General features: G+C 43.8%; 22 protein-coding genes. 14 read left to right on the plus strand and 8 right to left on the minus strand.

Annotation, left to right across the window (positions count from 1 at the left end; translation table 11 throughout):
• Positions 1-10: 10 nt before the first annotated feature.
• Positions 11-490 (minus strand): ferredoxin-type protein NapF, encoded by a 480-nt coding sequence (gene napF, locus F0265_RS05365; RefSeq protein WP_171748091.1) that lies wholly within the window; start codon positions 488-490, stop codon positions 11-13.
• Positions 491-736: 246 nt separating this feature from the next.
• On the opposite strand from napF, the gene narQ reads away from it, so the two are divergent.
• Together narQ and F0265_RS05375 are read left to right on the plus strand one after the other, a co-directional pair.
• A complete protein-coding gene (gene narQ / locus F0265_RS05370; RefSeq protein ID WP_171748092.1) occupies positions 737-2,470 on the plus strand; it encodes a nitrate/nitrite two-component system sensor histidine kinase NarQ in 1,734 nt (577 codons plus the stop codon).
• Positions 2,457-3,089: a response regulator gene (locus F0265_RS05375; protein WP_045987284.1), complete on the plus strand. Its 633-nt coding sequence runs from the start codon at positions 2,457-2,459 to the stop codon at positions 3,087-3,089. The genes narQ and F0265_RS05375 overlap by 14 nt, the downstream gene beginning before the upstream one ends.
• 61 nt (positions 3,090-3,150) lie before the next feature.
• Here F0265_RS05375 and dcuC read toward each other — a convergent pair whose 3' ends face one another.
• The 4 genes from dcuC to F0265_RS05395 form a co-directional block, all read right to left on the minus strand.
• Positions 3,151-4,518 carry an anaerobic C4-dicarboxylate transporter DcuC gene (gene dcuC, locus F0265_RS05380; RefSeq protein WP_171748093.1) on the minus strand — a complete coding sequence of 456 codons (1,368 nt, stop codon included), beginning with the start codon at positions 4,516-4,518 and terminating at the stop codon, positions 3,151-3,153.
• Positions 4,519-4,823: 305 nt separating this feature from the next.
• Positions 4,824-5,618, minus strand: coding sequence for an EAL domain-containing protein (locus F0265_RS05385; RefSeq protein ID WP_171748094.1), 795 nt, complete (start codon positions 5,616-5,618; stop codon positions 4,824-4,826).
• A 225-nt stretch (positions 5,619-5,843) separates the two neighbouring features.
• Positions 5,844-6,632 carry a lipase gene (locus F0265_RS05390; protein WP_065741780.1) on the minus strand — a complete coding sequence of 263 codons (789 nt, stop codon included), beginning with the start codon at positions 6,630-6,632 and terminating at the stop codon, positions 5,844-5,846.
• A 92-nt stretch (positions 6,633-6,724) separates the two neighbouring features.
• Positions 6,725-7,360: a hypothetical protein gene (locus tag F0265_RS05395; RefSeq protein WP_171748095.1), complete on the minus strand. Its 636-nt coding sequence runs from the start codon at positions 7,358-7,360 to the stop codon at positions 6,725-6,727.
• Between the two features lie 102 nt (positions 7,361-7,462).
• On the opposite strand from F0265_RS05395, the gene F0265_RS05400 reads away from it, so the two are divergent.
• The 3 genes from F0265_RS05400 to F0265_RS05410 all read left to right on the plus strand — a co-directional run bounded on the left by F0265_RS05400 (position 7,463) and on the right by F0265_RS05410 (position 8,988).
• Positions 7,463-7,720: a DUF2164 domain-containing protein gene (locus F0265_RS05400; protein WP_171748096.1), complete on the plus strand. Its 258-nt coding sequence runs from the start codon at positions 7,463-7,465 to the stop codon at positions 7,718-7,720.
• A 162-nt stretch (positions 7,721-7,882) separates the two neighbouring features.
• On the plus strand, positions 7,883-8,422 hold the full coding sequence (locus F0265_RS05405) for a cytochrome b (RefSeq protein ID WP_171748097.1): 540 nt from the start codon (positions 7,883-7,885) through the stop codon (positions 8,420-8,422).
• Positions 8,419-8,988, plus strand: coding sequence for a YceI family protein (locus F0265_RS05410; protein WP_171748098.1), 570 nt, complete (start codon positions 8,419-8,421; stop codon positions 8,986-8,988). The genes F0265_RS05405 and F0265_RS05410 overlap by 4 nt, the downstream gene beginning before the upstream one ends.
• An 85-nt stretch (positions 8,989-9,073) precedes the next feature.
• Here F0265_RS05410 and focA read toward each other — a convergent pair whose 3' ends face one another.
• Positions 9,074-10,528, minus strand: a complete 1,455-nt coding sequence (gene focA / locus F0265_RS05415) for a formate transporter FocA (protein ID WP_171748099.1) — start codon at positions 10,526-10,528, stop codon at positions 9,074-9,076.
• 225 nt (positions 10,529-10,753) lie between these two features.
• Here focA and F0265_RS05420 point away from each other — a divergent pair, with 225 nt between their 5' ends.
• Both F0265_RS05420 and F0265_RS05425 read left to right on the plus strand, forming a co-directional pair.
• Complete coding sequence (locus F0265_RS05420) at positions 10,754-11,659, plus strand: LysR substrate-binding domain-containing protein (protein WP_006961032.1); 906 nt, start codon at positions 10,754-10,756, stop codon at positions 11,657-11,659.
• 164 nt (positions 11,660-11,823) lie between these two features.
• Positions 11,824-12,309, plus strand: a complete 486-nt coding sequence (locus F0265_RS05425; protein WP_040121644.1) for a DUF1097 domain-containing protein — start codon at positions 11,824-11,826, stop codon at positions 12,307-12,309.
• Between the two features lie 79 nt (positions 12,310-12,388).
• On the opposite strand, the gene F0265_RS05430 is transcribed toward F0265_RS05425, so the two are convergent.
• Entirely contained in the window at positions 12,389-14,020 is a 1,632-nt protein-coding gene (locus tag F0265_RS05430; RefSeq protein WP_040121643.1) for an ATP-dependent endonuclease, read from the minus strand.
• A 233-nt stretch (positions 14,021-14,253) separates the two neighbouring features.
• Here F0265_RS05430 and F0265_RS05435 point away from each other — a divergent pair, with 233 nt between their 5' ends.
• The 6 genes from F0265_RS05435 (at position 14,254) to F0265_RS05460 (ending at position 22,147) form a co-directional block, all read left to right on the plus strand.
• Complete coding sequence (locus F0265_RS05435; protein WP_171748100.1) at positions 14,254-15,999, plus strand: bifunctional UDP-sugar hydrolase/5'-nucleotidase; 1,746 nt, start codon at positions 14,254-14,256, stop codon at positions 15,997-15,999.
• Between the two features lie 455 nt (positions 16,000-16,454).
• A complete protein-coding gene (locus F0265_RS05440; protein ID WP_171748101.1) occupies positions 16,455-17,414 on the plus strand; it encodes a TerC/Alx family metal homeostasis membrane protein in 960 nt (319 codons plus the stop codon).
• A 286-nt stretch (positions 17,415-17,700) separates the two neighbouring features.
• The gene (locus F0265_RS05445; protein ID WP_006961027.1) at positions 17,701-17,889 is read left to right on the plus strand and encodes a hypothetical protein; all 189 of its coding nucleotides are present in this window, start codon (positions 17,701-17,703) and stop codon (positions 17,887-17,889) included.
• Between the two features lie 123 nt (positions 17,890-18,012).
• On the plus strand, positions 18,013-18,711 hold the full coding sequence (locus F0265_RS05450; RefSeq protein ID WP_171748102.1) for a DUF1223 domain-containing protein: 699 nt from the start codon (positions 18,013-18,015) through the stop codon (positions 18,709-18,711).
• A 91-nt stretch (positions 18,712-18,802) separates the two neighbouring features.
• Complete coding sequence (locus tag F0265_RS05455; protein ID WP_171748103.1) at positions 18,803-19,594, plus strand: transporter substrate-binding domain-containing protein; 792 nt, start codon at positions 18,803-18,805, stop codon at positions 19,592-19,594.
• Between the two features lie 147 nt (positions 19,595-19,741).
• Positions 19,742-22,147 (plus strand): cache domain-containing protein, encoded by a 2,406-nt coding sequence (locus F0265_RS05460; protein ID WP_253809338.1) that lies wholly within the window; start codon positions 19,742-19,744, stop codon positions 22,145-22,147.
• A gap of 28 nt (positions 22,148-22,175) precedes the next feature.
• Here the strand turns inward: F0265_RS05460 and aroQ are convergent, their stop codons facing one another.
• Positions 22,176-22,670: a gamma subclass chorismate mutase AroQ gene (gene aroQ, locus F0265_RS05465; RefSeq protein ID WP_253809340.1), complete on the minus strand. Its 495-nt coding sequence runs from the start codon at positions 22,668-22,670 to the stop codon at positions 22,176-22,178.
• Positions 22,671-23,099: 429 nt separating this feature from the next.
• On the opposite strand from aroQ, the gene F0265_RS05470 reads away from it, so the two are divergent.
• Positions 23,100-24,497 (plus strand): WD40 repeat domain-containing protein, encoded by a 1,398-nt coding sequence (locus tag F0265_RS05470; RefSeq protein ID WP_171748106.1) that lies wholly within the window; start codon positions 23,100-23,102, stop codon positions 24,495-24,497.
• Positions 24,498-24,668 lie beyond the last annotated feature (171 nt).

Consider the following 24,668-nt stretch of genomic DNA (forward strand, 5'->3'; position numbering starts at 1 on the left):
CCGTTCTTATTTAAAAATTGCTCACATTGATGGATGAAGTAGGGCACACAGAGACACATGCGCCACAGCCGTTACACTCATCAAGGTTTAAAATGGGTTGTGCTACTTTGCCAACTTCTAATTTGAATGTGATTGCCATGGGCTCGCACATATCACCACAGGTACGGCAATCAACATTTTGTTTCGCTAAGCAGCTCTCATTAATAGTAGCTTTCGCACTCCATGGCTGCTCAGTTTTTGGGTTAAACAAGGGTTCAGGGCAGGCATCAGCACACTGATAACAAAATGTGCATTCATCAACTGAAAAGTCGACTCTAGGGAAGCCGCCGTCTCCTTTAACTATGATTTGAGTCTCGCAAGCATCTGCGCACTTGCCGCATCGTGTGCACTGGTCGGTGAAAAAAGCAGGTTGTGACAACCAAGGAAGATACAATTCTTGATCTTCTAGCTTTCTTGTTGAGAAAAAACGTCGTTTTGAAAGGTCGACCACTACGCTACCTAAAGTTGATGAAACCTAAACTAACCATAGTTCACATTTCTTATTAATAATTTGTCATTTAACCTCACACAAATTGTAGTTTTTGACATATTTGTATAAATAACTCTTAGGGGGTAAATGGAGGGTGTTTTTGTTTTAGATCAATAAATTCCGCAACATTTGATCAGATATTGTGTTCGTCAATATATAAAACTATAAATAGTGATATGACGCCGAAAGGTGTGTGCAGGAGAGTAAGTGTTTAAAAGTGTGAAGAAGTCGGTTACGAGTACGATTGCGAAAGCGATGGTGCTCATTTTGTCGTTGTCGATAGCCACAACTAGTTTTGCGATCATCACCTTAGCGTCGAGTTTGAACGATGCAGAAGCGGTGAACGTTGCAGGTTCGATGCGTATGCAAAGTTACCGATTAGCGCACGACATTCAGATCATGTCAGTTGACTACGCGGCACATATCGACATGTTTGAGCGTTCGATTTACTCACCATCAATGAAAGCGCTTCAAAGTTGGACAGTGCCGGAAGACATAACCCACGATTACTACCGTTTGATCATCCGATGGCATGAATTGAAGGAAGTGCTCGGCAGCCATGATAGAGAACGTTATCTCATCCTGGTTGCGGGCTTTGTTAATCAGATAGATGCCTTTGTGTTCAAACTGCAAAACTTCTCCGAACAAAAGCTGATCAAACTGGCTTGGGCTGGCGGAATGGGACTGGGCGGGATCTTGATTGTCAGTATTTTCGTTGTTCATTACATTCGCAAGCAAATTGTTAAGCCACTCAATGCCTTAGTGTTCGCAAGTGAACAAATTCAGTCGCGTTCATTTGATGTCTCTCTTAATGTCTCCAGTGATAACGAAATGGGGATTCTGACCCGCACATTCAATAATATGGCGGCTGATCTCGGCAAGCTGTATCGTGGGCTTGAGCATGCCGTCAACGAGAAAACCCAGAAGCTGCAACATGCAAATAATTCCCTTCAGGTTTTATATAACTCTTCTCAGGAGTTAACTGCATCAAGGATCACCCAAGAAAATTTTGAAGCGATACTTCAGCACCTCGCCAGCCTTGAAGGAATACGAGCGGTGAGATTAGAGATCAGAGAAAAAGGTGAGAAAACCCTGACTCTCACTGAAGGTGAGGAGTGCTTAGGTTGTGATTCAGATTGTCAGCGAAAGGCGCTATCACTTGATGGGCAGGAGCTTGGTACTTTGTATTGGAAAGTAGCTCTTCCTTGTCCAGACCCTGCTCTGATTGATAACTTTGTCCAAATAATTTCTCGCGCTATTTACTATAATCAAGCGCAGAGACAAGCTGAACAATTGCTGCTAATGGAAGAAAGGGCGACCATTGCGCGTGAGCTGCATGATTCACTGGCCCAAGCGCTTTCGTATCTCAAGATTCAAGTTTCTCTGTTAAAACGTGGCATGAGTAAATTGCCCGAGTCTGCACAGCTTGATAAAACGCAACCAATCTTGCTAGAGCTCGATACTGGTCTTTCCTCGGCGTACACTCAGCTTAGAGAGTTGTTGACGACGTTTAGGCTGACCATCAAAGAAGGCAGCTTCGGTCATGCTTTGCAAGAGATGACCGTGCAACTGGGAGAACAAACAGAATCGGACATCGTTCTGATTAATGAACTTTCATCAATTGAATTAGATGCAAACCAACAAGTACACTTGTTGCAGTTAATTCGTGAAGCCACCATCAATGCGATTAAGCATGCTCAAGCTTCAACGATAGAGATTCAGTGCTGCGAAAACGACACTACCGTTACCGTTTCAGTGAAAGATGACGGTGTTGGATTTGACAGGAGCGTTGAAAAAGTGAACCACTATGGCTTGAGCATTATGAAGGAACGAGCTTCGCGTCTGAATGGCCAGTTACAGGTGAAAACCGCGATACATTCTGGCTGTGAAATTTTATTAGAATATCCAAAGATTAAGGAACATAACATTGACAGAGTGTAGAGTCTTGCTGGTGGATGATCACCCGCTAATGAGAAGAGGTATTCATCAGCTATTGAGCTTTGAAGATGAGTTTTCGGTTGTAGCTGAAGCGAGCAATGGTACTGATGCGGTAGCGCAAAATCATGAACATAAACCGGATTTGATCTTATTGGATCTCAACATGAAAGGCATGTCCGGGCTAGATACTCTTAATGCTCTTCGTGCTGACGAATGCGATGCCACCATTGTCATTCTGACGGTCTCTGATAGCCCGGCTGACATTGAAGCTATTGTTAAGGCTGGCGCAGATGGTTATCTGCTCAAAGATACTGAGCCTGATGAGCTGGTTGAACTGTTGAAATCTTCGTTACAAGGTAACAAAGCGTACAGCAAAGAAGTTATCAAATACTTGGCAGAAAGAGAAAACATCAGTGACGTGTTTGACGATCTTACCGATCGTGAAATGCAGATTTTAAGAGAGGTTGCGAAGGGCTATCGGAACAAGCAAATCGCGGACAGCTTGTTTATTTCCGAGTCAACGGTGAAGGTTCATATGAAGAGCTTATTGAAAAAGCTTAAAGTGCCATCGCGTACCGCAGCAACCGTATTGTATCTTGAGCGCTACGGCGAAACAAAATAGCCAGTTACAGAAAACATGAAAAAGGGCGCTCAATGAGCGCCCTTACTATTTGTGACTCGATCTAAGCTGACATCGGAACCAAGACTAACGTCCCGATTATAACCGTGATCAGGCCGCACAGGACGGGCACTGACGTACGTTTAACCACCTCAAATGGGCTGATTTTACCCATACCCGATGTCGCCACGACAACGCCAGAGACTGGCGAAACAGTACGGCCCAAGTTAGACGCTTGAAGCATAGGTATGATTAAGAAGGCTGGGTTTAAGCCCATCTTTGCTGCTAGGGCAGGCGCTAACTCAACAAACGCGTAGAAGGGCGCGTTACCTGAGCCGGTCGCAATTGCAGCAGCAACGGTTAGGCCTGTCAGTATTAGCATGAGTGCAATGCCTCCTGCTCCTGCTGTTTCAGCAAGGTGAAGCAGGTTATCAATGGCGCCAATTGACATCAGACCTTGGGCAAATACACCTGCCGCGACCAATAGCATCACCACGCCTTTAAATGCATCGGCCATTCCTTGATAGCAAGACTCTAAATCCTCTAGTGTCTCTTTGCCTTTAAATCGTTTAGTGACAAAGTCGATAAGGGCACCAATAAAAATCGACAGAACTACAATGGTATAGATGTCCAGTTTTAGACCTGGAATAGTGCGACCATTGAACAGAAACACACCGATGATAGGTAGAAACGGTAACACGGCGTAGTACGATGGCGATTTAACCTCGATTTCAGACACATCAACGCGTTCCATTGGCGAGTTATCTTTCTTATCCAGATACTTGTTCCAAAAGAATGCCGCGGCTGCCATGACGATAATGGCGCAAATAGAGACTGGTAGAACGGTCTGTACGGCAAACACATCCAAATCCAACCCTGATTTCTCCGCTGCGATAACTACGTCACCCGAAGTTGGAGAAAGGATGATCGCCGCTGGTGATGCACACACGGCCACGGCTGCTGGACGAGAAATTCCCATCGCTGTCATCATCGGGAATAGAGTCGCCATTAACAGGACGCCCAAGCCAGTGGCAGAGCTCACCGCTAGGGACATAAGACACGCTACAATGTAAGCAGCAACAAGCAGAACATAAGGTGATTTGATGACAGAAAGAGGTTTAGAAAACTGTTTAACAACGACGTTATTAGCACCGATGTGTGTCATGTAAGATGCAAAGCCACAAAGCAACATGATTTGCATACCCAAACCACCACCGCGGTATTGGAGCATATATTTTACGTACTCCAGAGCATCGGTAAATAGATTACCGGTCGAAGCGATTTTTGATGGTAGAACCGTGTGGCCAATGAGGCCGGTTAGAATAAGAAGTAAAACACCTGCTGTTAAAAGTACACCCGCAGGTTTGTAACCTTTAACAATGAAATAGCCGACCGCCACAGTGACGACTAACCCTATTAAGAGCTCCAGCATAGATATCACCTTAAGATATGAAAATTATATAAAAACTGTTTCAAACTATGACAAGGAATGTACATAAAACTATGCTGTGGCACGAGTGCTAGTTAAACTTCTGATGATCTAGAGCAATAAATTGGTTGTCTTATTAAAAATGGCGAATAATGTTGTGATGGTTTGGTGTTTTAGATGTTATTAATAGTTTGAAAGGCATATGAAGATGTTTAAAAATGATAGAAATATCACATGTGGATGCTTAAATTGAACGGGCAGCAAGGCAAACAAAGCGCTCACCTATATTTGGCATCAGAGAGGTAGAACTAGCCAGTTCGCTCAATTGATGTGGGATAAATAGCTTCTGATGCCGCGAGAAAATAGCCTTGATACATATCGACATTAAGAGGCTGCATTGCTAAATGCTGCTCCTGTGTTTCTATCCCTTCCACTACCACTTTGGCACCGACCCGTTTGGCCAGCTCAATTCCAGACACCAAAGCATTTTCTGAACCGTCCATGTATTGCAAAAGTAGGGAGCGATCCATCTTGATTATATTCGGTTGAAGCGTTTCCACTCGCTCGCGATTGGAAGCTTCGACGCCGTAATCATCAATCGCAATGTTAAACCCGTACTGATTAAGGCGATGTATCGCCAGCTTCAAACTAGCTTCGTTATCAGCCGTCATCTCAACGATTTCCATCACGATTTGCGAGCTGCAGATGTTTAAAGCCTTTAAGCGTCTTGCTAACAATCCATTCTTTAAATCTTCAACGGCTAAATGGCGACTGGCAGAAGGGAGTACATTCAAGAAAAGCTTTTGCTTGCAATAGACAGATTGGGAGAAATTTCGGATATGGATAACGCGACTTAGGCGCTCAACATTCAGCTTATCTGAGTATGAAATCTCTTCTGATTGAAAGAACAAATCGGGTCGAATGAATTCTCCTTGGCTATCAAGAATTCGAACTAACGCTTCTACTCCGATAACTTTGTTGGCGATGTCGAATATTGGTTGATAAACACTACTTAAAGTTAGGCCTTGGTAATGACCAATAAACTGATAGTTTTCATTGACAGAAAGGCAGTCACTGAAGTGTTTTTTTGTAGATAGAATCATATTTATTAACCGACATGCAGCGTATCAAATGAGTTAATGAAGCGTATCGATATTAGGAGATGTCAGTTATGGGGACGTCTTTACCGTTACGCTTAAAAACTGTTAAACCATTCATAAATAATGGTTATTGTTTATGTTATTAATATACGTAAAACAATAAACGCCGTGCGCTAAAAAGAGTAGCGCTAAAGTCGATTACAGACTAATTTCGAGAGCGATGTCTCTTTATCTTTCGTCAAAGAAATCTTTGTTACGAATATATTTTGTCATCAAGTGGTATGAAAACGGACGAATTAGCCAGGATCCGATTGATCGGCCCAGTCGCATCAAAGTCGGTGTGTTCTCATAAATACGACCATTATAGAGCCAAAGCACCTTGCCTACATGCCAGTAAAACAAAGGTAAAGGAGGGAGAAAAGTAACGATATCGAGATCGCAGCAAATACGATACGTTTTATGGCTGAGCTTGTAGTGACTTTTAAATCCATATCCACCAATGGACGGTTGACCAAAGGTGACAACACGTTTGATGGATTTTGGAAATTGTTTTTCAAACGCGTCTGCAAGGACACATCCTATCGCTCCACCCGAAGAATGACCGGTAAAGGTTAGACGTTTTCCTTGCTCAATGAGCGGGACTAGGACAGAAGAGAGTTGCTCATATACGCTAGCACCAAGCTTGTCATTCTTATGCAGCGGCAGACTCTCTTGAAAGATGAGGTAGTGGTAGCCCGCATGAATGGCGTAGTTGAGGTTAAGCTGCTTGCACCTTCGTTTCCAAAGGGCAAGATTGAGTATCCAGTCCCAAGGATTATGGGAGCCTTTGATAACCACAATGACTTCTTCACTTTCGTTGGACCAGAGCACGCGCATCATGGGTTTGCCAAATCGATTGGCAATAACGCGTTGTCCGTTAGGTGCAAAGCCATATCGTGTCTGTTTCAAGACTCTGGAGTACGCCAGATTACATAAAACGGCGTAACGTTCATATTGATAACGTTTTAGTTTCTTCACACTTAGCCCACGATGCGGTTCACTGTTTGATTATGGTCGAAGAACGTGAAATTGCGATGACACCGCAATAAGTGCAATGAAGTTGGGGTGGGTTAGCTCAGCTGAACGACAGAGTAGAGCTGAATGTATTTACGAACCAGTTGTTGATCAGTTGAGCGTCTAAGAGGGTGGGTGAACTTAACGAAATAGGGGCTCAAGCCGAAGTGATGTTCTAACGAACAAGCGAGTTGTGACTCACTTTCGTATAAGCTGATCCCCTGCAATTTATATTGGTCTATCTCATCGGGTAATTGTCCCGTCCACCAATGAAGCAATTCTCTACTCTGCTTATTTCGGGAAATCCAATGATCGCTGATTAATAACAAGAGATCATTAGGCTGAATAGCAAACGCGTATTCTTCTTGCCAGTTTGTTACCGCCTTAAATAACTTTTGCCGACAGTTGCTTCCCGCACTCAATAAATGTGAAGAAAGGATCCAGACAGTGCCAGCGTCAGATGTCACTCTATAGTGGTGAGGTTGTTCCGTACTTGAGTGAGACTCTAGCGCCACATATTCGCAGTGGTGACCGAATTCAGTCAACGTTCGGGATAAACGTCGAGAAAATGCCAAGCTCAGGTGGTGCTCACTCATCCCTTTGTTGTGGATCGTCGGATAATGTTTTTCACACAGCTTCATACAATCTGCCTGAAATTCATTCACACTCTGAATTAGCACATCTAGTAGCAAGACTTCTCTCCACAAGTCGATATTTACACAATGAAGATTAGCATGTGAAAGTATTATTTAGTTACACTTAGTCTGAAAAATATTGAGTATGGTTAAGGGTTTATGTCTAAGATTGAATTTACATCACAACAAAAACAAGCGATGTCATCTGCGTTATTGCGATATTTGGAAGATGAGCTAAATATAGAAATTGGTCAGTTTGATGCAGAATTTATGATGGATTTCATTATAGAAGCGTTTGGTCCGGCATTTTATAACAAGGGGCTAACGGATGCGCAGACGGTCATGCAACGGAAAATGATGGATATTGCTGACGAGATTTACGAGATTTACGAGATTGAGCAAGTCAGTGAGTATTAAGTTATTAACGGCGATGAAAAAGTTCCTTCAAAAAATTTGAATGACTTAATCAAATTCACTCCGTTTCCCGAATGTAAAGAATAGTAAATAATCTGTTATAGAAATAAGGGAGACGATAGTCTCGTTGAAAAAGAGAAGCATTCAACATTTGGAATTGGCGCAATGAGTTCAGAAGTAAAGAATTACAACCCTGTAGCGCGGGGAATCCATTGGATATCAGCAATTGTCATTATCGGTATGTTTGCTATTGGTCTATGGATGGTTGACCTAACTTATTACAGTGAATGGTATAAGACCGCCCCACATTGGCACAAATCGGTAGGTATCTTACTGGCTGGCCTGACAGTATTTCGCTTTGTTTGGAAGCACGTAACGCCTTCTCCAAAAGTTGAAGGTAAAGCGTATGAAATTCTCGGCGCAAAGTTAGTTCACTTAGCTATGTACCTTGTTTTGATTGTACTTTTTGCATCGGGTTACCTTATTTCTACCGAAGATGGCAGAGGTATCGACGTCTTCAACTGGTTTACTGTCCCAGGACTTGGCGCTTTGTTTGAGAATCAAGCCGATCTTTCAGGTGAGATTCACTTTTACGCCGCCTGGGCACTTATTTTAATGGCAGCCGTTCATGCTTTGGCTGCTATCAAACATCACGTGATTAACAAAGACAATACGCTACGCAAGATGATAGGAGCTTCGAAATGAAAAAAACGTTATTTGCTACCGGACTAGCTATGGCAATGGCATTGCCATTTGGTGCAAGCGCAGCGGACTACGTAATTGACAACAAAGGTGCACACGCATCTGTTAACTTTAAAGTAAGTCACTTAGGCTACAGCTTTATCAAAGGTCGTTTTAATACATTTGAAGGTGACTTTTCTTACGACCCGGCAAACATTGCTGCATCCAAAGTGGATGTAACAATTGACACCACGAGCCTAGATTCAAACCATGCTGAGCGTGATAAGCACATCCGCAGCTCAGACTTTATCGATGCATCTAAATTTTCTACAGCAACATTTAAAAGTACTAGTGTGGCAGATAAAGGTGACGGCAAGCTGGAAGTGAAAGGTGATCTAAATCTTCACGGTGTAACAAAAACAATTACTATTGATGCTGAGTTCATTGGCGCTGGTCAAGACCCTTGGGGTGGTGAGCGTGCTGGTTTCTTAGGTACAACTCGTCTGGAACTCGCTGATTTCGACATCCCTGTAATGGGTGCTTCAAGCTACGTTGATATGGAGCTTCACGTAGAAGGTATTAAGAAGTAATCCATTTACTGCTTAACGACAAAATAGCCCCCAACTTCCGTTGGGGGCTTTTTGGTCAAGCGACTTATTTCCTGATCAAAATACGCTAGACTGATTCAAGCTGTGTGCTGTTGTTTACGATAGTTACCCTGTCACTATAAACAGTGCGTAACGCCTTCAATACATCTTCTCTTGTTACTACTCCGACGAACTTTCCATTGTCTAGAACCGGTAATACATGAGGTTTGTGAACCTTGATGCTTTTCGCTCGTTCCTCAAGTGAGAGTGATGTAAAGGTCGTGGCTATTCCAATGCTGGTTGTTGGGTATAGTTGTTCTTTATCGATACAAAGATATTCCGCGACATCAATTAACTTATCATTCACGCTGATAGCGATAACATCTCTCGACATCAAATCCACGACTTTTTGGCCTTCAATCGGGATATAGTCCTGACACCATAAATCGACCATGACATCGTGAACGGAAAAGAAACCGATCAAGCGTTCTTCTGCATCTACAACCGGTGCACTCACCACATGATTATCTAGCAAAGTATCGATGGCCGCGGGAGTGCACATTTCAGGCGTTAACGTGACCGGATCATTGTTCATAATGTCTTTAACGAATAATAGATTGTTCATGGTGGTTTCCTTAGCTGACGTAATGTTAGTGCTTGTAGTAATGCTGGAAATAGATGCGGCTTTTAGTTGAGGCCGGCGGTAGATACTCCAATTGGCTAGGCCGACTAATACTGCACCGCCGACAATATTGCCCAATGTGACTGGGATGAGGTTCGCAGTAACGAATTGATAAATATTGAGGTCACTGTATTGAGCAGAGGTCGCGCCTACTTGGGTCCAAAAGGCCTCAGGTGCGAAGTTTTGAATAACGATACCAAGCGGTACCATGAACATGTTTGCTACGCAGTGTTCGAAACCGCTGGACACGAACATCGCCACGGGCATGATAGTCATCACTGCCTTAGTCATTGCATTGGCACTGCTGAACGTAAGCCATATAGCGAGACACACTAATAAGTTACACAGCACGCCGAGTGAGAAAGCTTCGATTGTTGAATGGTGCAATTTATGCTGAGCAATATTGAGAGCGTTTAGACCCCATTGACCGTGATCCATTTGGTATAAGCCAGCAGCGGATACGATCAACAGCAGTAACATTGCCCCGACAAAGTTGCCGATGTACACCTTGCCCCAAATTGACAGCATTTTGCTGAAACTGATTTGCTTGTTCGCCCATGAAATGCTGGACAGAACTGAGCTGGTAAAGAGCTCGCCACCACAGATGACGATGAGAATCAGCCCCATGCTGAACGCTAATCCTCCTGCGAGTCTACTCAGTCCCCAGCCCGAGTCCGTATTGCCTGTGGTGACGGTAATATAGAACAGAAAAGCCAGCCCAATAAAGGCTCCTGCCATTACTGCTAATCCCAAGGTCATACCGCTGGTTTTACTAGCTTTACTGAGTGAGAACTTTTCCGCCTCTGCCATCATCTCACTGGGTGAGAAGTAGAGATTATTCGTCTGAGCTTGTTGTGTCATCGTCGCCCCCGAATTTATTAGTCATGATTACCTCCTGTTATTGCAGTGAAAATGCCTCACTGCCCATTCAGGTTATGGTGTTCAGGAATACACGTAAAATTGATAATGTTTAAAAACCTTATCAAAAATGTTGATATGGGCTGAGAGCAACGTAAAATGAAACAACTTGCTTATTTATAAGCATTTTTAGTCGTTGTTATTCTCTGAGCAAAGGATTGAAGCTTAATGAGATATTCTCTTAAACAACTTGCCGTATTTGATGCAGTCGCAGATATGGGGAGTGTTAGTATGGCCGCAGATAAACTGGCATTAACGCAGTCGGCAACCAGTATGTCACTGGCTCAGCTAGAAAAAATGCTAGGGCGACCACTGTTCGAACGCCAAGGTAAACAGATGGCGTTAACCCACTGGGGCATGTGGTTAAGGCCAAAAGCCAAGCGGTTGTTACAGGATGCACAACAAATTGAGATGGGCTTTTACGAGCAGCATCTATTGAGTGGCCACATCAAACTTGGTGCAAGCCAAACTCCTGCGGAACATTTGGTTCCGGACCTTATCAGTATTATTGATAACTCATTTCCTGAGATGCGAATCTCTCTTAAAGTCAAAAGTACTGATAGCGTGATGCAAGGCGTCTTAGACTACAAATATGATCTGGGGATCATAGAAGGGCGTTGTGATGACAACCGACTTCATCAGGAAGTCTGGTGCCGTGACCATTTAACCGTTGTTGCTGCCGCGCATCATCCTTTCGCGAGACATGAAACAGTAAGCCTTGCACAGCTAGAGCAGGCAAGGTGGGTTTTGAGAGAGCACGGTAGTGGTACTCGCAAGATTTTTGATAGCTCCATTCACCATTTAATAGAGGATTTAGACGTTTGGCGCGAATACGAACACGTCCCCGTATTGCGTAGCATGGTGGAACATGGCCAATACCTGACCTGTTTGCCTTATCTCGATGTCGAACGTTTCATTGAGAACGGGCAGTTGGTCGCGCTCAACGTCCCTGAACTGAGTATGGAGCGGACATTATCGTTTATATGGAGGGCTGACATGGTGGAAAACCCACTCGTTGAGTGCATTAAACGAGAGGGGTTGAGAATGATGAAAGGTAAGCCTTCGGTACTTTAATATTTTCAATATCTGTTGAAATAACGTTTGCGTCACAAAATATTGTTAATATTTCATTTTGTTGCTTATTCATTGTGATCAAGATCGTTTTGTTTCTTTTACTTAACCCTTAACATGCCGTCTTGTACTTTTGATGTGTGCATAAGCACACTTAGCGAGGCGGTATGAGCACACTTGTCGCGATTTCATTAACTACGGGAATTCTTTCAGGTCTATGGGGGTGGATTGCCATCTCATTAGGCTTATTGTCATGGGCTGGCTTCTTAGGTTGCACCAGCTATTTTGCGTCTCCAACCAGCGGCCTTAAAGGTCTGGCTGAAAGTTTAGTCACCAACATGACAGGTGTATTTTGGGCGATGGTGATCATCCACGCTTCTCAATACGCTTCATTAGAAATTCTGGGTTATGTGATCACTGCTATCGTGGCATTTATGATGTGTATTCAGGCTAAGCAAAACTGGCTTGCGTACATACCGGGTACTTTTATTGGTTCTTGCGCGACTTTCGCAGCAGATGGTAACTGGCAGCTTGTTGTACCTTCGTTGATCTTAGGTGGCGTGTTTGGTTACTTGATGAAAGCAAGCGGCTTATGGCTGCATCAGAAGTCATCTCAAACACAATCTACCAGTGAGTTACCGACTCGTTCATGATTGTGAACCCCCGATTGATTAGTATCGTTTGATGTTTGATACGCGGCCTTGGTTATATAAGATAACCAAGGCCGCTTTTTTATGTGTTGCCATTCGCCATTGTCACTACACGCTTTAACGTCCATCTAAGCAGTAGTGGTATGCAATCCATTCCTCTGTCCTCACAATGAGAAACAATCGCCAATGCCAGGTCGGGCTTAGCGAATTTCTTGAGTACTCTGGTCACCACTTTCTTTGCCGGAATCGGGTGGTCGAGTGGAATGCGCACCATGTCTTTAAAGAAAGGTTCGAAGCCATTGTTATAGAGGTAATGTTCAATATCTCGATCTGGTAACTCGGTAAGACGATGACGTTCCTGATCGTTCCCTAGTTGAGCACGAACCGCTGCTGCGTACTTTTTACCTGCGGCATCACCATCCGTTACCACATGCCAATCGATGCCAAATGCTTTGGCAATCTTAACCAGCGACTTCAATCCTGATTGTGCAAACTCGATGATTTGCACGCCTTCAGCGGCTAAGTTGTACCCGCATTGGTTAGCGAGCTCATTGAAAAGCCAGACTTCCGTTTCACCTTCAACCAATAGCCAGCATCGGGCAAACAAGGCTCCAGAGCGGTGAAAGCGGATATGAAATCCGATTCGCCTCAGTTCGTCTTTGCTAAACCCTTGCGCTGGAAGATAGGTCGTGATGGTTCGATCCGATTGCCGGACTAAGCGGCGAATACTGTTAAGCGGCACCTGACCAAGCAGATCTCCACTATTAGTCGTGAGTATCTTTTGCATGGGAAGAAGCTGAAGTAAGCTCCACGCACGAGCAAGATGAGTGGGATGCAATCGACCTTCAGGATCTTCGAGAATAAGCAATGGTCTTGCGCAGCGACGAAGCTTGTTAGGCCCTTTAGCTTGAAGGTAGGCATTGAGTAAGCCCATAAACAGAAGTCGAGTCTGTTTACTTTTCGTTTCCTCTACAACTTGAGAGATGCTTTTGTTGTTTGGAGAGCCACTAAAAAAGATACCATCTCTTTGCTTGCGAAGGTTCTTGCGCGCATTGGACTTAAATGAAAAGTAGTGATCAACCAATACATTCATAGAGCTCAGGCTACTTTTCATTTCGCCTTTGTTTACATGTCCAGGAATCGCCATCAAGCGTCGGCAGGTATTGTTGATTCGTTTCTCGATGCGGTCATTGGTATCACCCAAGCTGCCAATTGGGCGTTCGAAGCGACGAGAATCTTTAAGGCGAATAACAGGGTGGAGCGTCATGAGCTCCTGCGCTAACTTTTCTGAGTGATGTAAGGGAAGTGGGTTACCTTCACGATCAAGAAAAGCGTATCGAGTGGTGACATCGTAGCCATCACGACTGGCGCTTAATCGATAAATGATCTTATTGGTGCCTTGATCATCTTGAATCCAGACTGGTTTAATTTTGCGATAACGCCCGGAGTTTATTTCGTTCTTATCGTTAGAAATCAGGCTAATCACTATTTGTAGGTGTTGAGTCTGAGGGTGTGCGATTGAGTAGTCGACATGAAAGTCAGTCATCTCAAATTGATAAGGGACGCCTTCAGGAGGCAAGGCGACCGATAGGGCATCTAGCAGCGAAGATTTGCCCCAGGTGTTTTCACCAATTAGGGTCGTGAGCTCGTCAAAAGCGATGGATAGCCGTTTGATCCCACGAAAGCCGGAAATTTCAATCCGCTCTAGCAGCATGAAGTGACTCCGTTTGAGCTATTGTTACTTAAAGCATAATAGAAAAACCTCGAATAAGCAGAAGCTTACCTCACAAAGTTTGTGCTTGCTCGGTGTAATCTGTTTTCCACAACAAGAGATCTTGCTCAACTTAGTCAATGTATATAGAACGGCGTATACAATAAAAATGTGAAAGTTAATGAATTTGTCATAGAGGATGGGATACGATGTAGCCGAATATGAGAGAAGAAAATATGAAATATAAAAACAATAAAGCGGCTAAGATTAGGCTTGCGCACATTAACGATACCCATTCTTATTTTGAACCAACGTCGCTACAGCTTACGATTAATGTAGAAGGCGAAACCCTTACTCCGTATGTGAGTGCCGGGGGCTTTGCGCGTATCGCGACACGTAAAAAACAGCTCGAAGAATCCCTATCTGACAACCGCCAAATGGTGTTCCTCCACGCAGGAGATTGTTTTCAGGGCACTCTGTATTTCTCCCTATTTAAGGGGGAAGCGAATGCGACCATGCTCAATGCGCTCAATATAGATGCGATGGCATTAGGTAACCATGAATTGGATATGGGTAACCTGCCTGTTGCGAAATTTGTAGAGCAAATTGAATTCCCTTTGCTTGCCGGCAACTGGGACCTATCGAATGAAAGTCAGGATAAAGAACTGACTTTAAGAGGTAAGCCGCGTGTCCATTCTTATGTCCCTGACACTCAGTCCGCTCAGTGGATAGTAAAAGAGGTAGACGGTGAACCCATCGCTATCTTTTCTTTGGCACTGGATAAAATGGCAGACATTTCTAACCCAGACGCAGATACGCCGTTCGTAAATGCGATAGAAACAGCAACTCGCACGGTAGAGCAGATTCGAAGCCAAGGTATCAACAAAATCATTCTATTGAGCCACATGGGTTACGATGCTGACCTAGACATGGCGGCAAAAGTGGATGGAATCAGTGTCATTGTTGGTGGTCATAGCCACCGTTTACAAGGTGATTTCAGTGATCTCGGACTTAAAAAGGATGACGATTACGGCATCAAAATCAATGGGACTCATGTTGTACAGGCGGGATACCACGCGTTAAGTATAGGCCATTGTGACATCGATTTTAACGAACAAGGTGAGATCGTTGAATTCAATGGAAAGAATGAGCTCTTGCTAGGTCGAAGGGTGTTCCTTGATGCCAGTATGAGTGAAACAACTAATGAGCTGCCTTATCACACTGCTCGTGAGTTTATTGATAACCACCCGAACGTCCTAGTGTGCAAAAAAGACAAAGAAGTACAGACATTACTTAATGAAAGGTATGTTTCTCGCGTTGGAACGCTACAACGTAACGTTATCGCTCATGCTAACAAACCACTTCGACATGTCCGAATTCCTGATGAGGTAGGAGCCAGTGAATTAGCGCCATTAGTAGCGGAATCTTTTGTTCACTCTATGAAAAAGCTTGGTCACAATGCTGAGTTTGCTATTCATAACGCTGGTGGTGTTCGAAACTCACTCAATGTCGGAAATGTTTCCGTTGCTGATATTGCTGGAAAGCTACTGCCGTTTGCCGTACCGATTGGCGTTTATCAACTCAAAGGGAAGGACATTGCCGCTGCACTCGAAGGGGCAATTAACAATGCCACCAATAACGGCGTCGAAGGGACAGGAGATGGCTCCTATCCATATACATTTAATTTGAACTTTGAATACGCGCCTGAAGCGCCAATCGGCAGCCGAATTCTTGGTTTAGAAATCTTTAATTCTGAGTCAGGTTGGCAAAAGGTCGATGACGAAAAGTACTATGTTGGGACGTCGTCAGCCTATACCATGAAAGGGAAAGAAGGGTATGAGGCGATGCTGAACATGCTAGGTGAAGGCGTCGTTACAACGACTTCCATGGCCGACTGTTTTATCGAGTTGCTGACAGACTTACCCGATACTTTGAACAGGCCTCAGCAGTGCGTGCAGACGTGGTGGCATAAAGGTTGCTAATTTATTCCCCGAGTTAATTGAGTAAATGAATATTACTCTGGGGGAATCTATGTGGAGTAGAGACTGGATCGACGTTGCCGTCGTAATTAGCTGGGTAGGCGTATGGTCTGCACTGGTATACTTTATCCCTGTTGGGGGAGTATAACCTAGCGGTAAATGTTCCGCTTAATGTAAAAAAGGAGCCAAGTCGGCTCCTTTTTTGATTTTAGTTATAGACGTGCTCCACACACCAGAATACAATCCGATCTGTTTGGGGAGTAGTCGCCTCTGGTTTACTTATCGTCATCTCGTTAGACTCAGTTCTATCCGGTAAGTATAAATGTTGCCGCTTTTATGCGGCATGCATTTCGACGAGACCAACGCAATCAAGTAACCAATGTAAAAGTACATTGGATTGGTTTGTTTGCGGTGGGATCGTCAAAGAACTATTCAGATCCCTCCGCTCAGGAGGAACAATGACCCTATCTATTTATCTCGGTTTTGGTTTGCTAACGCTGTCTATGGTGGTTTTAGATATATGGCAAACCCGTGGCGGCAACATCACTATCAAGAAAGCGGCAACGTGGAGCCTATTTTGGTTTTTGATCGCGTTCATCTTCGCTGCCAGCATTTATTTCTTTTGGGATGTCTATGCCCCAGCAAGCAATTACAGCGCTGAAAAAGCGACCGTATCATTCATAACCGGCTATCTGCTAGAAAAGTCACTGAGCGTTGATAACCTGTTCGTGTTTGCCATCATCTTCCATCAGTACTTAGTGCCAGAACATTTGCGACCACGAGCATTACTCTGGGGAGTGATTGGTGCGCTTGTCTTGCGTGCCATCATGATTGCAGTTGGTGCTCAGTTGCTTGCTCAGTACCACTGGATTCTCTATGTCTTTGCTCTGTTCCTCATCTGGACGGGTGTACAGCTGGCAAGAGACAAAGGAGAGGATGAGGTGAATCCATTACCTGAAAAGCTAATAAGGAAGTGGGCGAACGTAACGGATGATTTTCGTGGTAACGCACTGTTGGTTGTGGAGCAGGGCAAACGAGTGTTAACACCGATGGCGATTGTGATTGGTGTGATTGCATTTATGGATGTCATGTTCGCGCTTGACTCCATTCCTGCCATCTTCGCTGTAACTCAAGAGCCGTTTCTTGTACTTGCGGCGAACGTATTCGCCTTGCTGGGCCTTCGCTCTTTGTACTTTGTTCTGCAAGGTATGATGGATAAGTTTATTTACCTTAAACCAGCGCTGTCCTTCATTATGATTTTCATCGGCATTAAGATGATGCTAGTTGGGTCAGCTTGGGAGATACCCACTCCGCTGTCATTAGCTGTATTACTGATTACTATGTCTATTGCAGTTGTGGCATCGGTGGTCAAACAAAAGAGATTGGCATCAGAAGTTGAAGTAAGTATCGATAAATAAACTAATTTAATCGAGACAAATTACCAGCTTGAATATGTATAGGGTTGTAAAATATTTGTGACTTAAAACATGTTTTTGAGTGGTTAATAAATAGTAAATGCAACCAAAGTGGATAAATAAGCATTATTTCTAGTTTTGGTTGCATTTTTCTTAAAGTGTCATGTTAATGGTTTGTTTTATTAGAAAAACTAATGCCAAAAAGTAAAATTTGTCATTTTTTGAACAGTAAATTATTGCTTAATATCCCCTCAACGAAATGAATTACACGATTTATAGAGAGGCAATCATGGCACAGGCAATGCACATCGGAACTATCAACGCTCCAATCTCTATGGACAAAAAAACCTACTCGGTTACTTTCAAAGGATTGATTGCACACCTACTAGATATTCTTTTCACAGACAACACGCCTCGCGCATACTACGCAAGCGACATGTCTGGTCACATCCAAAAGGATATCGGTCTATATCGTTAATAGACCCATAGTTACAGACTTTTAAGCGCCAGCAGAAATGCTGGCGCTTTTTTTGTTTTATTTTAATGAAATAGAGTCAGCATTAGGTCGGTCATAGTCAGTACTACATCAGAGGATCTGTCTATGAACACATTATTAGCGATATCCGTCGCCTCAACCCTCTCTAGTGGACAAATCTGGTCACATGAAGGTCAACCTGCTCAGGTTATTGAACTCTTTACGTCAGAAGGGTGTTCCAGCTGCCCACCAGCGGACAAATATTTATCAACGTTTGAAGAAAGTGATCGACTATGGAAAGAAATTATTCCAGTGGCTTATCACGTCGATTATTGGGACTACCTTGGCTGGCAAGACGACTTTGCGAAACCTGAATACTCACAATTGCAGCGTCTCTATCGTGCATATGATGTCGTGGGCAGTGTCTACACGCCAGGATTCATTGTCGATGGTAAAGAGTGGCGCGGTTTCTTCAATTGGGTTAACCGCGAGCTTCCTGTTCTAGAACCTAGAAATGCCGAAAGGCTAACACTTAGTCGAAAGGGCAATAAGTTCATTCTTAATTTCGACAAATCAGGGCATCTCGACGCGACGATCGTCTTTCTGGCTAATAACCGAACCACCATAGTGAAGGCCGGAGAAAACAGAGGAAAATCACTCGAACACGATTTTATTGCTAAGGAACGTCAGCAAAGTCGCTCCTCGACCGGAACTTGGCATTTTGAATTGACGAATGAACTGAATGACATTGATGCTGTGGTTGCTTGGATAACGAAACCAGGTAGCTTTGAGAGAATCCAAACCGTGGCAGGTAAAATTGAATAAATTGCGCCTCATGGAGTGACGCTGTCACACTTGAGGTGTTACCATTTTTGTACTAGAAGCATACTAATGGTTTTGTTATTTGGGCATAAATATGGGCACTTCAAGATATCTTGTTAAATGGCCAATTCTATTTATGCTGCTCATCTTTTTGACGAATCAGGCGCGTGCAAGGACCGTGACTTTTGTCACTGATGTTTGGCCTCCATATGTTTTGGATGCTTCAAAGGGGGAAGGTAAAGGCTTTTTTGTCGATCTCGTTATTGAAATGTGCAAAAGCGAGGAGACGAACATTGAAGTGGCCTATGTCCCTTGGTTAAGGGCTGAAACCATGGTTAAACACGGTTCAGCTTTCGCTGCTTTTCCCTACGCAGTCACTAAGGCGAGAAAGCAATTTGCCGACTTCTCCGTTGCGCTCACCCAATCGGCGAACCCACCTAGGATATTTTATTATCGGCCCCTTGTTCCTACGACAGATTCCATCAGCCTTGAGAAGTTAATGGCGTATCGCATCGGTACGTATCTCGGCTACTACATTAAGGAAAAATTTGATGAACAAGGGCAAGAGTATGTGCTGGCCCAAACTGAAGAAAAAGCATTTCAACTACTACAAAAAGGCCGCATCGATTACCTTCCTGCTGATCCAGAGTCTGGTTGGAAATGGATAGCCAAACTCTTCCCAGATTCACAGCACCTCTTCGATATTCTACCTGAGCCTTTTCCCGGAACTTCACTTCACCTCATGGTGTCCCGTTCTTTCCCTAATGGACAGGAAATCCTGCATCAATGTGAACGAGGCTTTCAGCGAATGAGAGAATCTGGAAAGTATTTTGAGATGCTTAAGAGTGAAGGAAAACTTAAATATGCGATACCGGACGACAAGTGACTTTGCATTACGAAAAGCTCTTAACAATCAAAAGCTATAATTAGAAGATTGTGGTTATAGTTACAGGGCTCGTCTATGACAAATGATTCAGAATTATGGCTGTTGCGAAGCATAAAAGTATTACCGGTGACACTTACGATGACGGTAATGCTTGCCATAACTTTGATTTTTGTCGGAGAAGAACAAAGAAAAATTGATGCATTGCTGGATGGCTTTCGACAGGACTTTATAGAGAACCAGCGTGAGCAATCACAACATCAACTGCAAAACATCCATCAACATCTGCTTTTTGATGCCTCTCAAACCGTCGATGTATTAAAAGCCGACATTCGAGAACGAGTTTATGAAGCGCATCACATTGCCAGCGGATTGTATCGCGCTTATCCCAATCATTCTGAGGAAGAACTTCAATCCCTAATATCTGAAGCATTGAGAGATGTGAGGTTTAATGAAGGTCGCGGCTATTTCTTTATATTCTCGATGGAAGGTATGAGCATTATGCATGGGCTGCTTCCGCATATTGAAGGAACGTCCAAAATTGATGCGAAAGACAGTAAGGGAACTTTGATTTTAAAAGAGCATATTGAGCTTATTCAACAATCAACGACTGGTGAAGCCTTTTACCAATGGTGGTATAAGAAGCCGGGGCACGGTGATATAGAATTTGAAAAAATTGGCTTTGGTAAGAAATTCGAGCCTTTTGATTGGTTTATCGGGACTGGTGAGTACGTTTCTGACGTCGAAGATGAGATCAAGCTAAGGCTTCTAGAGTGGCTGACTGCCTTAAGATATGGAGAAGACAATTACGTATTTGTGTTGGATATGAAAGGGGTGACGTTAGCGCATAAAGATCCCAATCGAATTGGAGACTCTGAACCTGAACTCCTTGAAACTATTAGAACAACATTGGATGGCAATTTGTCAGGTTTCGTCGAATATCAAAGCCCCTATACCCCAGAGGGCATCTTCAACTCAAATAAGGTTAGTTATGTTCAGGTATTACCAGAATGGGGATGGATCATTGGGACAGGCTTTTATACGGAACACGTAGAACGTATTTTGAACCCCCAAGTGGTTAAGTTGAAACAAGCGCATTCCGAGGATCTTCTGCGTGTAATTCTTATTTTGGCTGGCTTAATGCTACTTCTCGTCACCTTGTCGGTTTGGGCAAGTAAGTTGGTGAAAAGGCGCTTTGACGATTATCAGCAGAGAATTGAAGAGGATATAAAGCAACTCGAGATAAGTCGTGTGCAATTGGAAAGATTAGCCCATATCGATTCTTTAACGGGCATTGCCAACCGCAGCCAACTGGATGAGCACCTTGACAGCTGCATCGAGCAATGCCGAGTAGAGAACTCTAAATACGCAGTTTTATTTGTCGACTTAGATGACTTTAAAAGGATCAACGACAAATATGGCCACCATGCCGGTGATGAGTTGCTTAAAGCCGTCAGTACGACATTCTCCAAACTCAGACGTGATGATGAAATACTGGTTCGTTTCGGTGGAGACGAGTTTGTTTTCGGTTTTCCTGTCGTTGAAGAGGGGGAAGCGATTCTCCGAGCAGAAAGGATTCAAGAGGCGATCGCTGTGCCTGTTCTATTCAATGGCGTTCAACTGTCGACCAGTTGCAGTATTGGTGTCGCGATTTTCCCTGAGCATGGCTCAAACTCTTCGGAATTGTTATCTCACTCCGATGTTGCGCTTTTCACGTCCAAAGAAAAATCGAAAGGCCAAATACAGCTTTTCACCCGCGGAATCAGCGATATATTGGAACACCAATTTGCGCTTGAAGAACAGCTAAGTTTTGCTTTAGCGAGAGAAGAAATCAGTGTTGAGTACCAACCTAAAATTAATGCTTCTACTGGTGAGATTATTGGCGTCGAGGCGTTGTGTCGTTGGCATTCATCGGAGTTTGGCTATGTTCCTCCCGATCAGTTCATAGATGTTGCTGAAAAAACGGGATTGATTATTGAGATTGGTGATTTCGTAATGAAACAGGCCTGCAAGGACATCGTTCTATTCAATCGACTCAATCAAAGCCAAGTTGGCGTCGCGATAAACATCTCTCCATTGCAGCTCCTGCATAAAGATTTTGAACTAAAAGCCAAAGACATCCTCAATTCAAACGAGCTGAATAATCATCTGGTGATTTTTGAAATCACAGAGAATGTTGTCATTGAAGATACGGACCGGGTTAAAGACATACTAACGAACTTGAGCACGGAAGGGTTTGGAGTCTCGCTTGATGACTTTGGGACGGGGTACTGTTCTCTCCGGTATGTTAACGAACTGCCAATATCGGAGATCAAAATTGATCGACAGTTCATCCGAGATATCGATGACGACAACTATTTGGACAGTTTAGCGAACACCATCATAGCGATGGGGCATTCCAATCAGCTTAACTTGGTGGCGGAAGGCGTGGAAACCCAACATCAGGCGGAGTTGCTAAACCAAATGGGTTGCCAAGTGCTTCAGGGTTACTATTTTGATAAACCACTGACCTTTAATCAGCTATGTGATAAATACGCTCAACGACAGCGAGCGTAAAGGAGGCGCATAGCCTCCTAGCAAACAGTTATTGAGTCTGAATGAGTACCAATGCATCAAAGAGTGCTTTCTTATCAGCGTCTGTCAGGTATCGCTCATTAATCGCCGCTTGAAACATAGGCCAGTCACTCTCTTTAAACTCACCACCTTCGTGTAGATACTGTGCAACTCCGGCAGTAATCTCTTGGCCAAGCTTGATCAGCTCAGGGCGAATAACCGTCTTAAGATCTCTTGGGGTACGCGTTTCTTGTGCGGTCAATAAATCAGCTCGGTATCGGAACTGAATCGCCTTTGCTGCGGAAATTTGAGCGGCAAAAAATGCTTCAACACTTTGTTTGTCTAAGCCTTCTTTTTCTGCCGCTACGCTAGCAGACTCAATGACGACGGCGTCTCTTTTCTTATCTTCTACCGCTATACCATTGTTTGCTTTGTGCAGTGCGACGTCCTCCATGTAACTGAGGCGATGATCTATGGTTGAGAAAATATCCGTTTTTGTAGGGGCGGCGAAGACTTGAAAAGACATGACTGCGCTTGTGAGAAGGAGGGGTAAAAGTCGCATTGAAATAAGTTCCTGATGTTAAGTGTAGAGTTGTGAAAATAGCATATAAATATAGGTGCATAAATCCAGTATCCAATAGAAAGTAAAGGACCGTTTTACGTAACACTACAAGTGTTTGAATCCACAGTATTTCATCGCTAACTACAACGAATGTTTCTCAAATGTATTAAGCGTATAAGGCTTTGATACATTAGTGAAACAACCTATTGCAGACGATTAATTATGTTGAATGGAGGTGGCGAAAAGATCGCTGTAAAAGGTAGTGCAAAGGAATTACTGTCGATGAAACATAGCAAGAGAGAACCATTAGCCCATTGTTTGTACCGCAACGCGGCAACAATAAGAGCTAATCACCGTAGGGCTCCAAACTTAACGTTTATTGGGTTCGGCACTATGGGACGTGCGTTAAAGCGAGTAGGTGGAATAGCATTGATCGTTACGTCACTAGTCGGGGTTGTTGGGTGTAATCAAGAAATTGCAGAAATTCTGACTTCAAATGGTGAGTCTCAGGATCATAGTGCGAACGAAAGCGCTCCTGTCTTATCCATTACATCTGGGAAGGATACATTTGCCGCAATAATGCAGGATGGATCGGTTAAGGCTTGGGGTAACGCAAACAATGGTGGTGACCAATTTTCTGTTGATTCTCTTGCTTTAGACAATGTTGCGCACCTTGTATCCAATGGGCGTGCTTTTGCTGCTTTACTTGAGGATGGTACGGTTAAAGTGTGGGGTGATGGACGCTTTGGTGGAAGTCAGGATGAAGTAAAAGCGCTTAATATCGTTAATGCAAAAGAGATAGTCAGCAATCACAAAGCGTTCGCTGCGTTAATGGAAGATGGCACGGTACGTGTTTGGGGAGACAACAGGTTTGGCGGTGATCAACAAGCCTTCTCCACGATGAATCTTCGCAATGTTAGGAAGATCGTCAGTACAAGCGCAGCATTTGCGGCCCTTAAAACAGACGGCAGCGTCACAGTTTGGGGTGACACGTTGCGAGGGGGGAACCAGTCGCAGGTCGATGCGTTTAACATCAATAATGTTTATGACGTTGTATCAACACTAGGGGCTTTTGCCGCTTTACTGCGAAATGGTTCAGTAAAAGTTTGGGGTGACCGAGAAAAAGGTGGGCATCAAGCTGATGTGAACTTGCTCGACATGGGACATGTCGTGAGTATTGTCGGTAATCACGCGGCATTTGCGGCGTTGTCAAAAGATGGAATGGTCAACGTTTGGGGGGATGACAAATATGGCGGAAACCAGCAACGATTAGATAGCTTGGAGATACGCGATGCAAAGCGCATCTTCAGCAATAGCAAGGTTTTTGGTGCCTTACTATCGGATGGAAAGGTGAAAGTGTGGGGAGATAAATTCCACGGTGGAAATCAGGAAGAAGTTAATGCACTTGGATTTGCTAAACCAAAGCAAATTAGCGCCAACCACTGGGCATTTGCCGCACTGCTAGAAAATGGTTCGGTACGTGTATGGGGAAACAACTATTACGGCGGGAATCAGCAGGAAGTTAACGCCAGAATCGGAAACGCCAAAGTGCGACAAATTGTAAGTAACTCCAGCGCATTTGCGGCCCTATTGGAAGATGGCTCCGTTAGAGTATGGGGACACACTCGATATGGTGGAAAGCAAGCCGAAGTGGATGCGCTAGACATTAAGAACGCTAGGCAGATTGTTAGTAATGACCAAGCATTCGCCGCTGTGCTAAGCGATGGCTCTATTAAAGTCTGGGGTGCATCGTCACATGGTGGGAATCAGGTTCATATCGATAGTTGGTAAATTACCCGCTTTATTCTTAGTAACGCCCTTTTAATTAAGGGCGTTTTTTATACCCAAACAGTCCATGAGACTTTCATTCCAATCAAATTGAATTTTTCCCAACAACGAAACCAAATTGAAACATTCGTTAAAATAGTAAAAAGTATGATCTAAACTCATTAAGTCGTTTCA

The sequence above is a fragment of the Vibrio sp. RE88 genome (assembly GCF_013113835.1).
Lineage (GTDB): Bacteria > Pseudomonadota > Gammaproteobacteria > Enterobacterales > Vibrionaceae > Vibrio.

Coding starts and splice junctions, on each gene's coding strand:
- dcuC (WP_171748093.1), bottom strand. CDS start 4,518: ATGCTGGAGCTCTTAATAGGGTTAGTCGTCACTGTGGCGGTCGGCTAT.
- F0265_RS05385 (WP_171748094.1), bottom strand. CDS start 5,618: ATGATTCTATCTACAAAAAAACACTTCAGTGACTGCCTTTCTGTCAAT.
- F0265_RS05400 (WP_171748096.1), top strand. CDS start 7,463: ATGTCTAAGATTGAATTTACATCACAACAAAAACAAGCGATGTCATCT.
- F0265_RS05405 (WP_171748097.1), top strand. CDS start 7,883: ATGAGTTCAGAAGTAAAGAATTACAACCCTGTAGCGCGGGGAATCCAT.
- F0265_RS05410 (WP_171748098.1), top strand. CDS start 8,419: ATGAAAAAAACGTTATTTGCTACCGGACTAGCTATGGCAATGGCATTG.
- focA (WP_171748099.1), bottom strand. CDS start 10,528: ATGACACAACAAGCTCAGACGAATAATCTCTACTTCTCACCCAGTGAG.
- F0265_RS05420 (WP_006961032.1), top strand. CDS start 10,754: ATGAGATATTCTCTTAAACAACTTGCCGTATTTGATGCAGTCGCAGAT.
- F0265_RS05425 (WP_040121644.1), top strand. CDS start 11,824: ATGAGCACACTTGTCGCGATTTCATTAACTACGGGAATTCTTTCAGGT.
- F0265_RS05430 (WP_040121643.1), bottom strand. CDS start 14,020: ATGCTGCTAGAGCGGATTGAAATTTCCGGCTTTCGTGGGATCAAACGG.
- F0265_RS05435 (WP_171748100.1), top strand. CDS start 14,254: ATGAAATATAAAAACAATAAAGCGGCTAAGATTAGGCTTGCGCACATT.
- F0265_RS05440 (WP_171748101.1), top strand. CDS start 16,455: ATGACCCTATCTATTTATCTCGGTTTTGGTTTGCTAACGCTGTCTATG.
- F0265_RS05445 (WP_006961027.1), top strand. CDS start 17,701: ATGGCACAGGCAATGCACATCGGAACTATCAACGCTCCAATCTCTATG.
- F0265_RS05450 (WP_171748102.1), top strand. CDS start 18,013: ATGAACACATTATTAGCGATATCCGTCGCCTCAACCCTCTCTAGTGGA.
- F0265_RS05455 (WP_171748103.1), top strand. CDS start 18,803: ATGGGCACTTCAAGATATCTTGTTAAATGGCCAATTCTATTTATGCTG.
- F0265_RS05460 (WP_253809338.1), top strand. CDS start 19,742: ATGCTTGCCATAACTTTGATTTTTGTCGGAGAAGAACAAAGAAAAATT.
- aroQ (WP_253809340.1), bottom strand. CDS start 22,670: ATGTCTTTTCAAGTCTTCGCCGCCCCTACAAAAACGGATATTTTCTCA.
- F0265_RS05470 (WP_171748106.1), top strand. CDS start 23,100: ATGGGACGTGCGTTAAAGCGAGTAGGTGGAATAGCATTGATCGTTACG.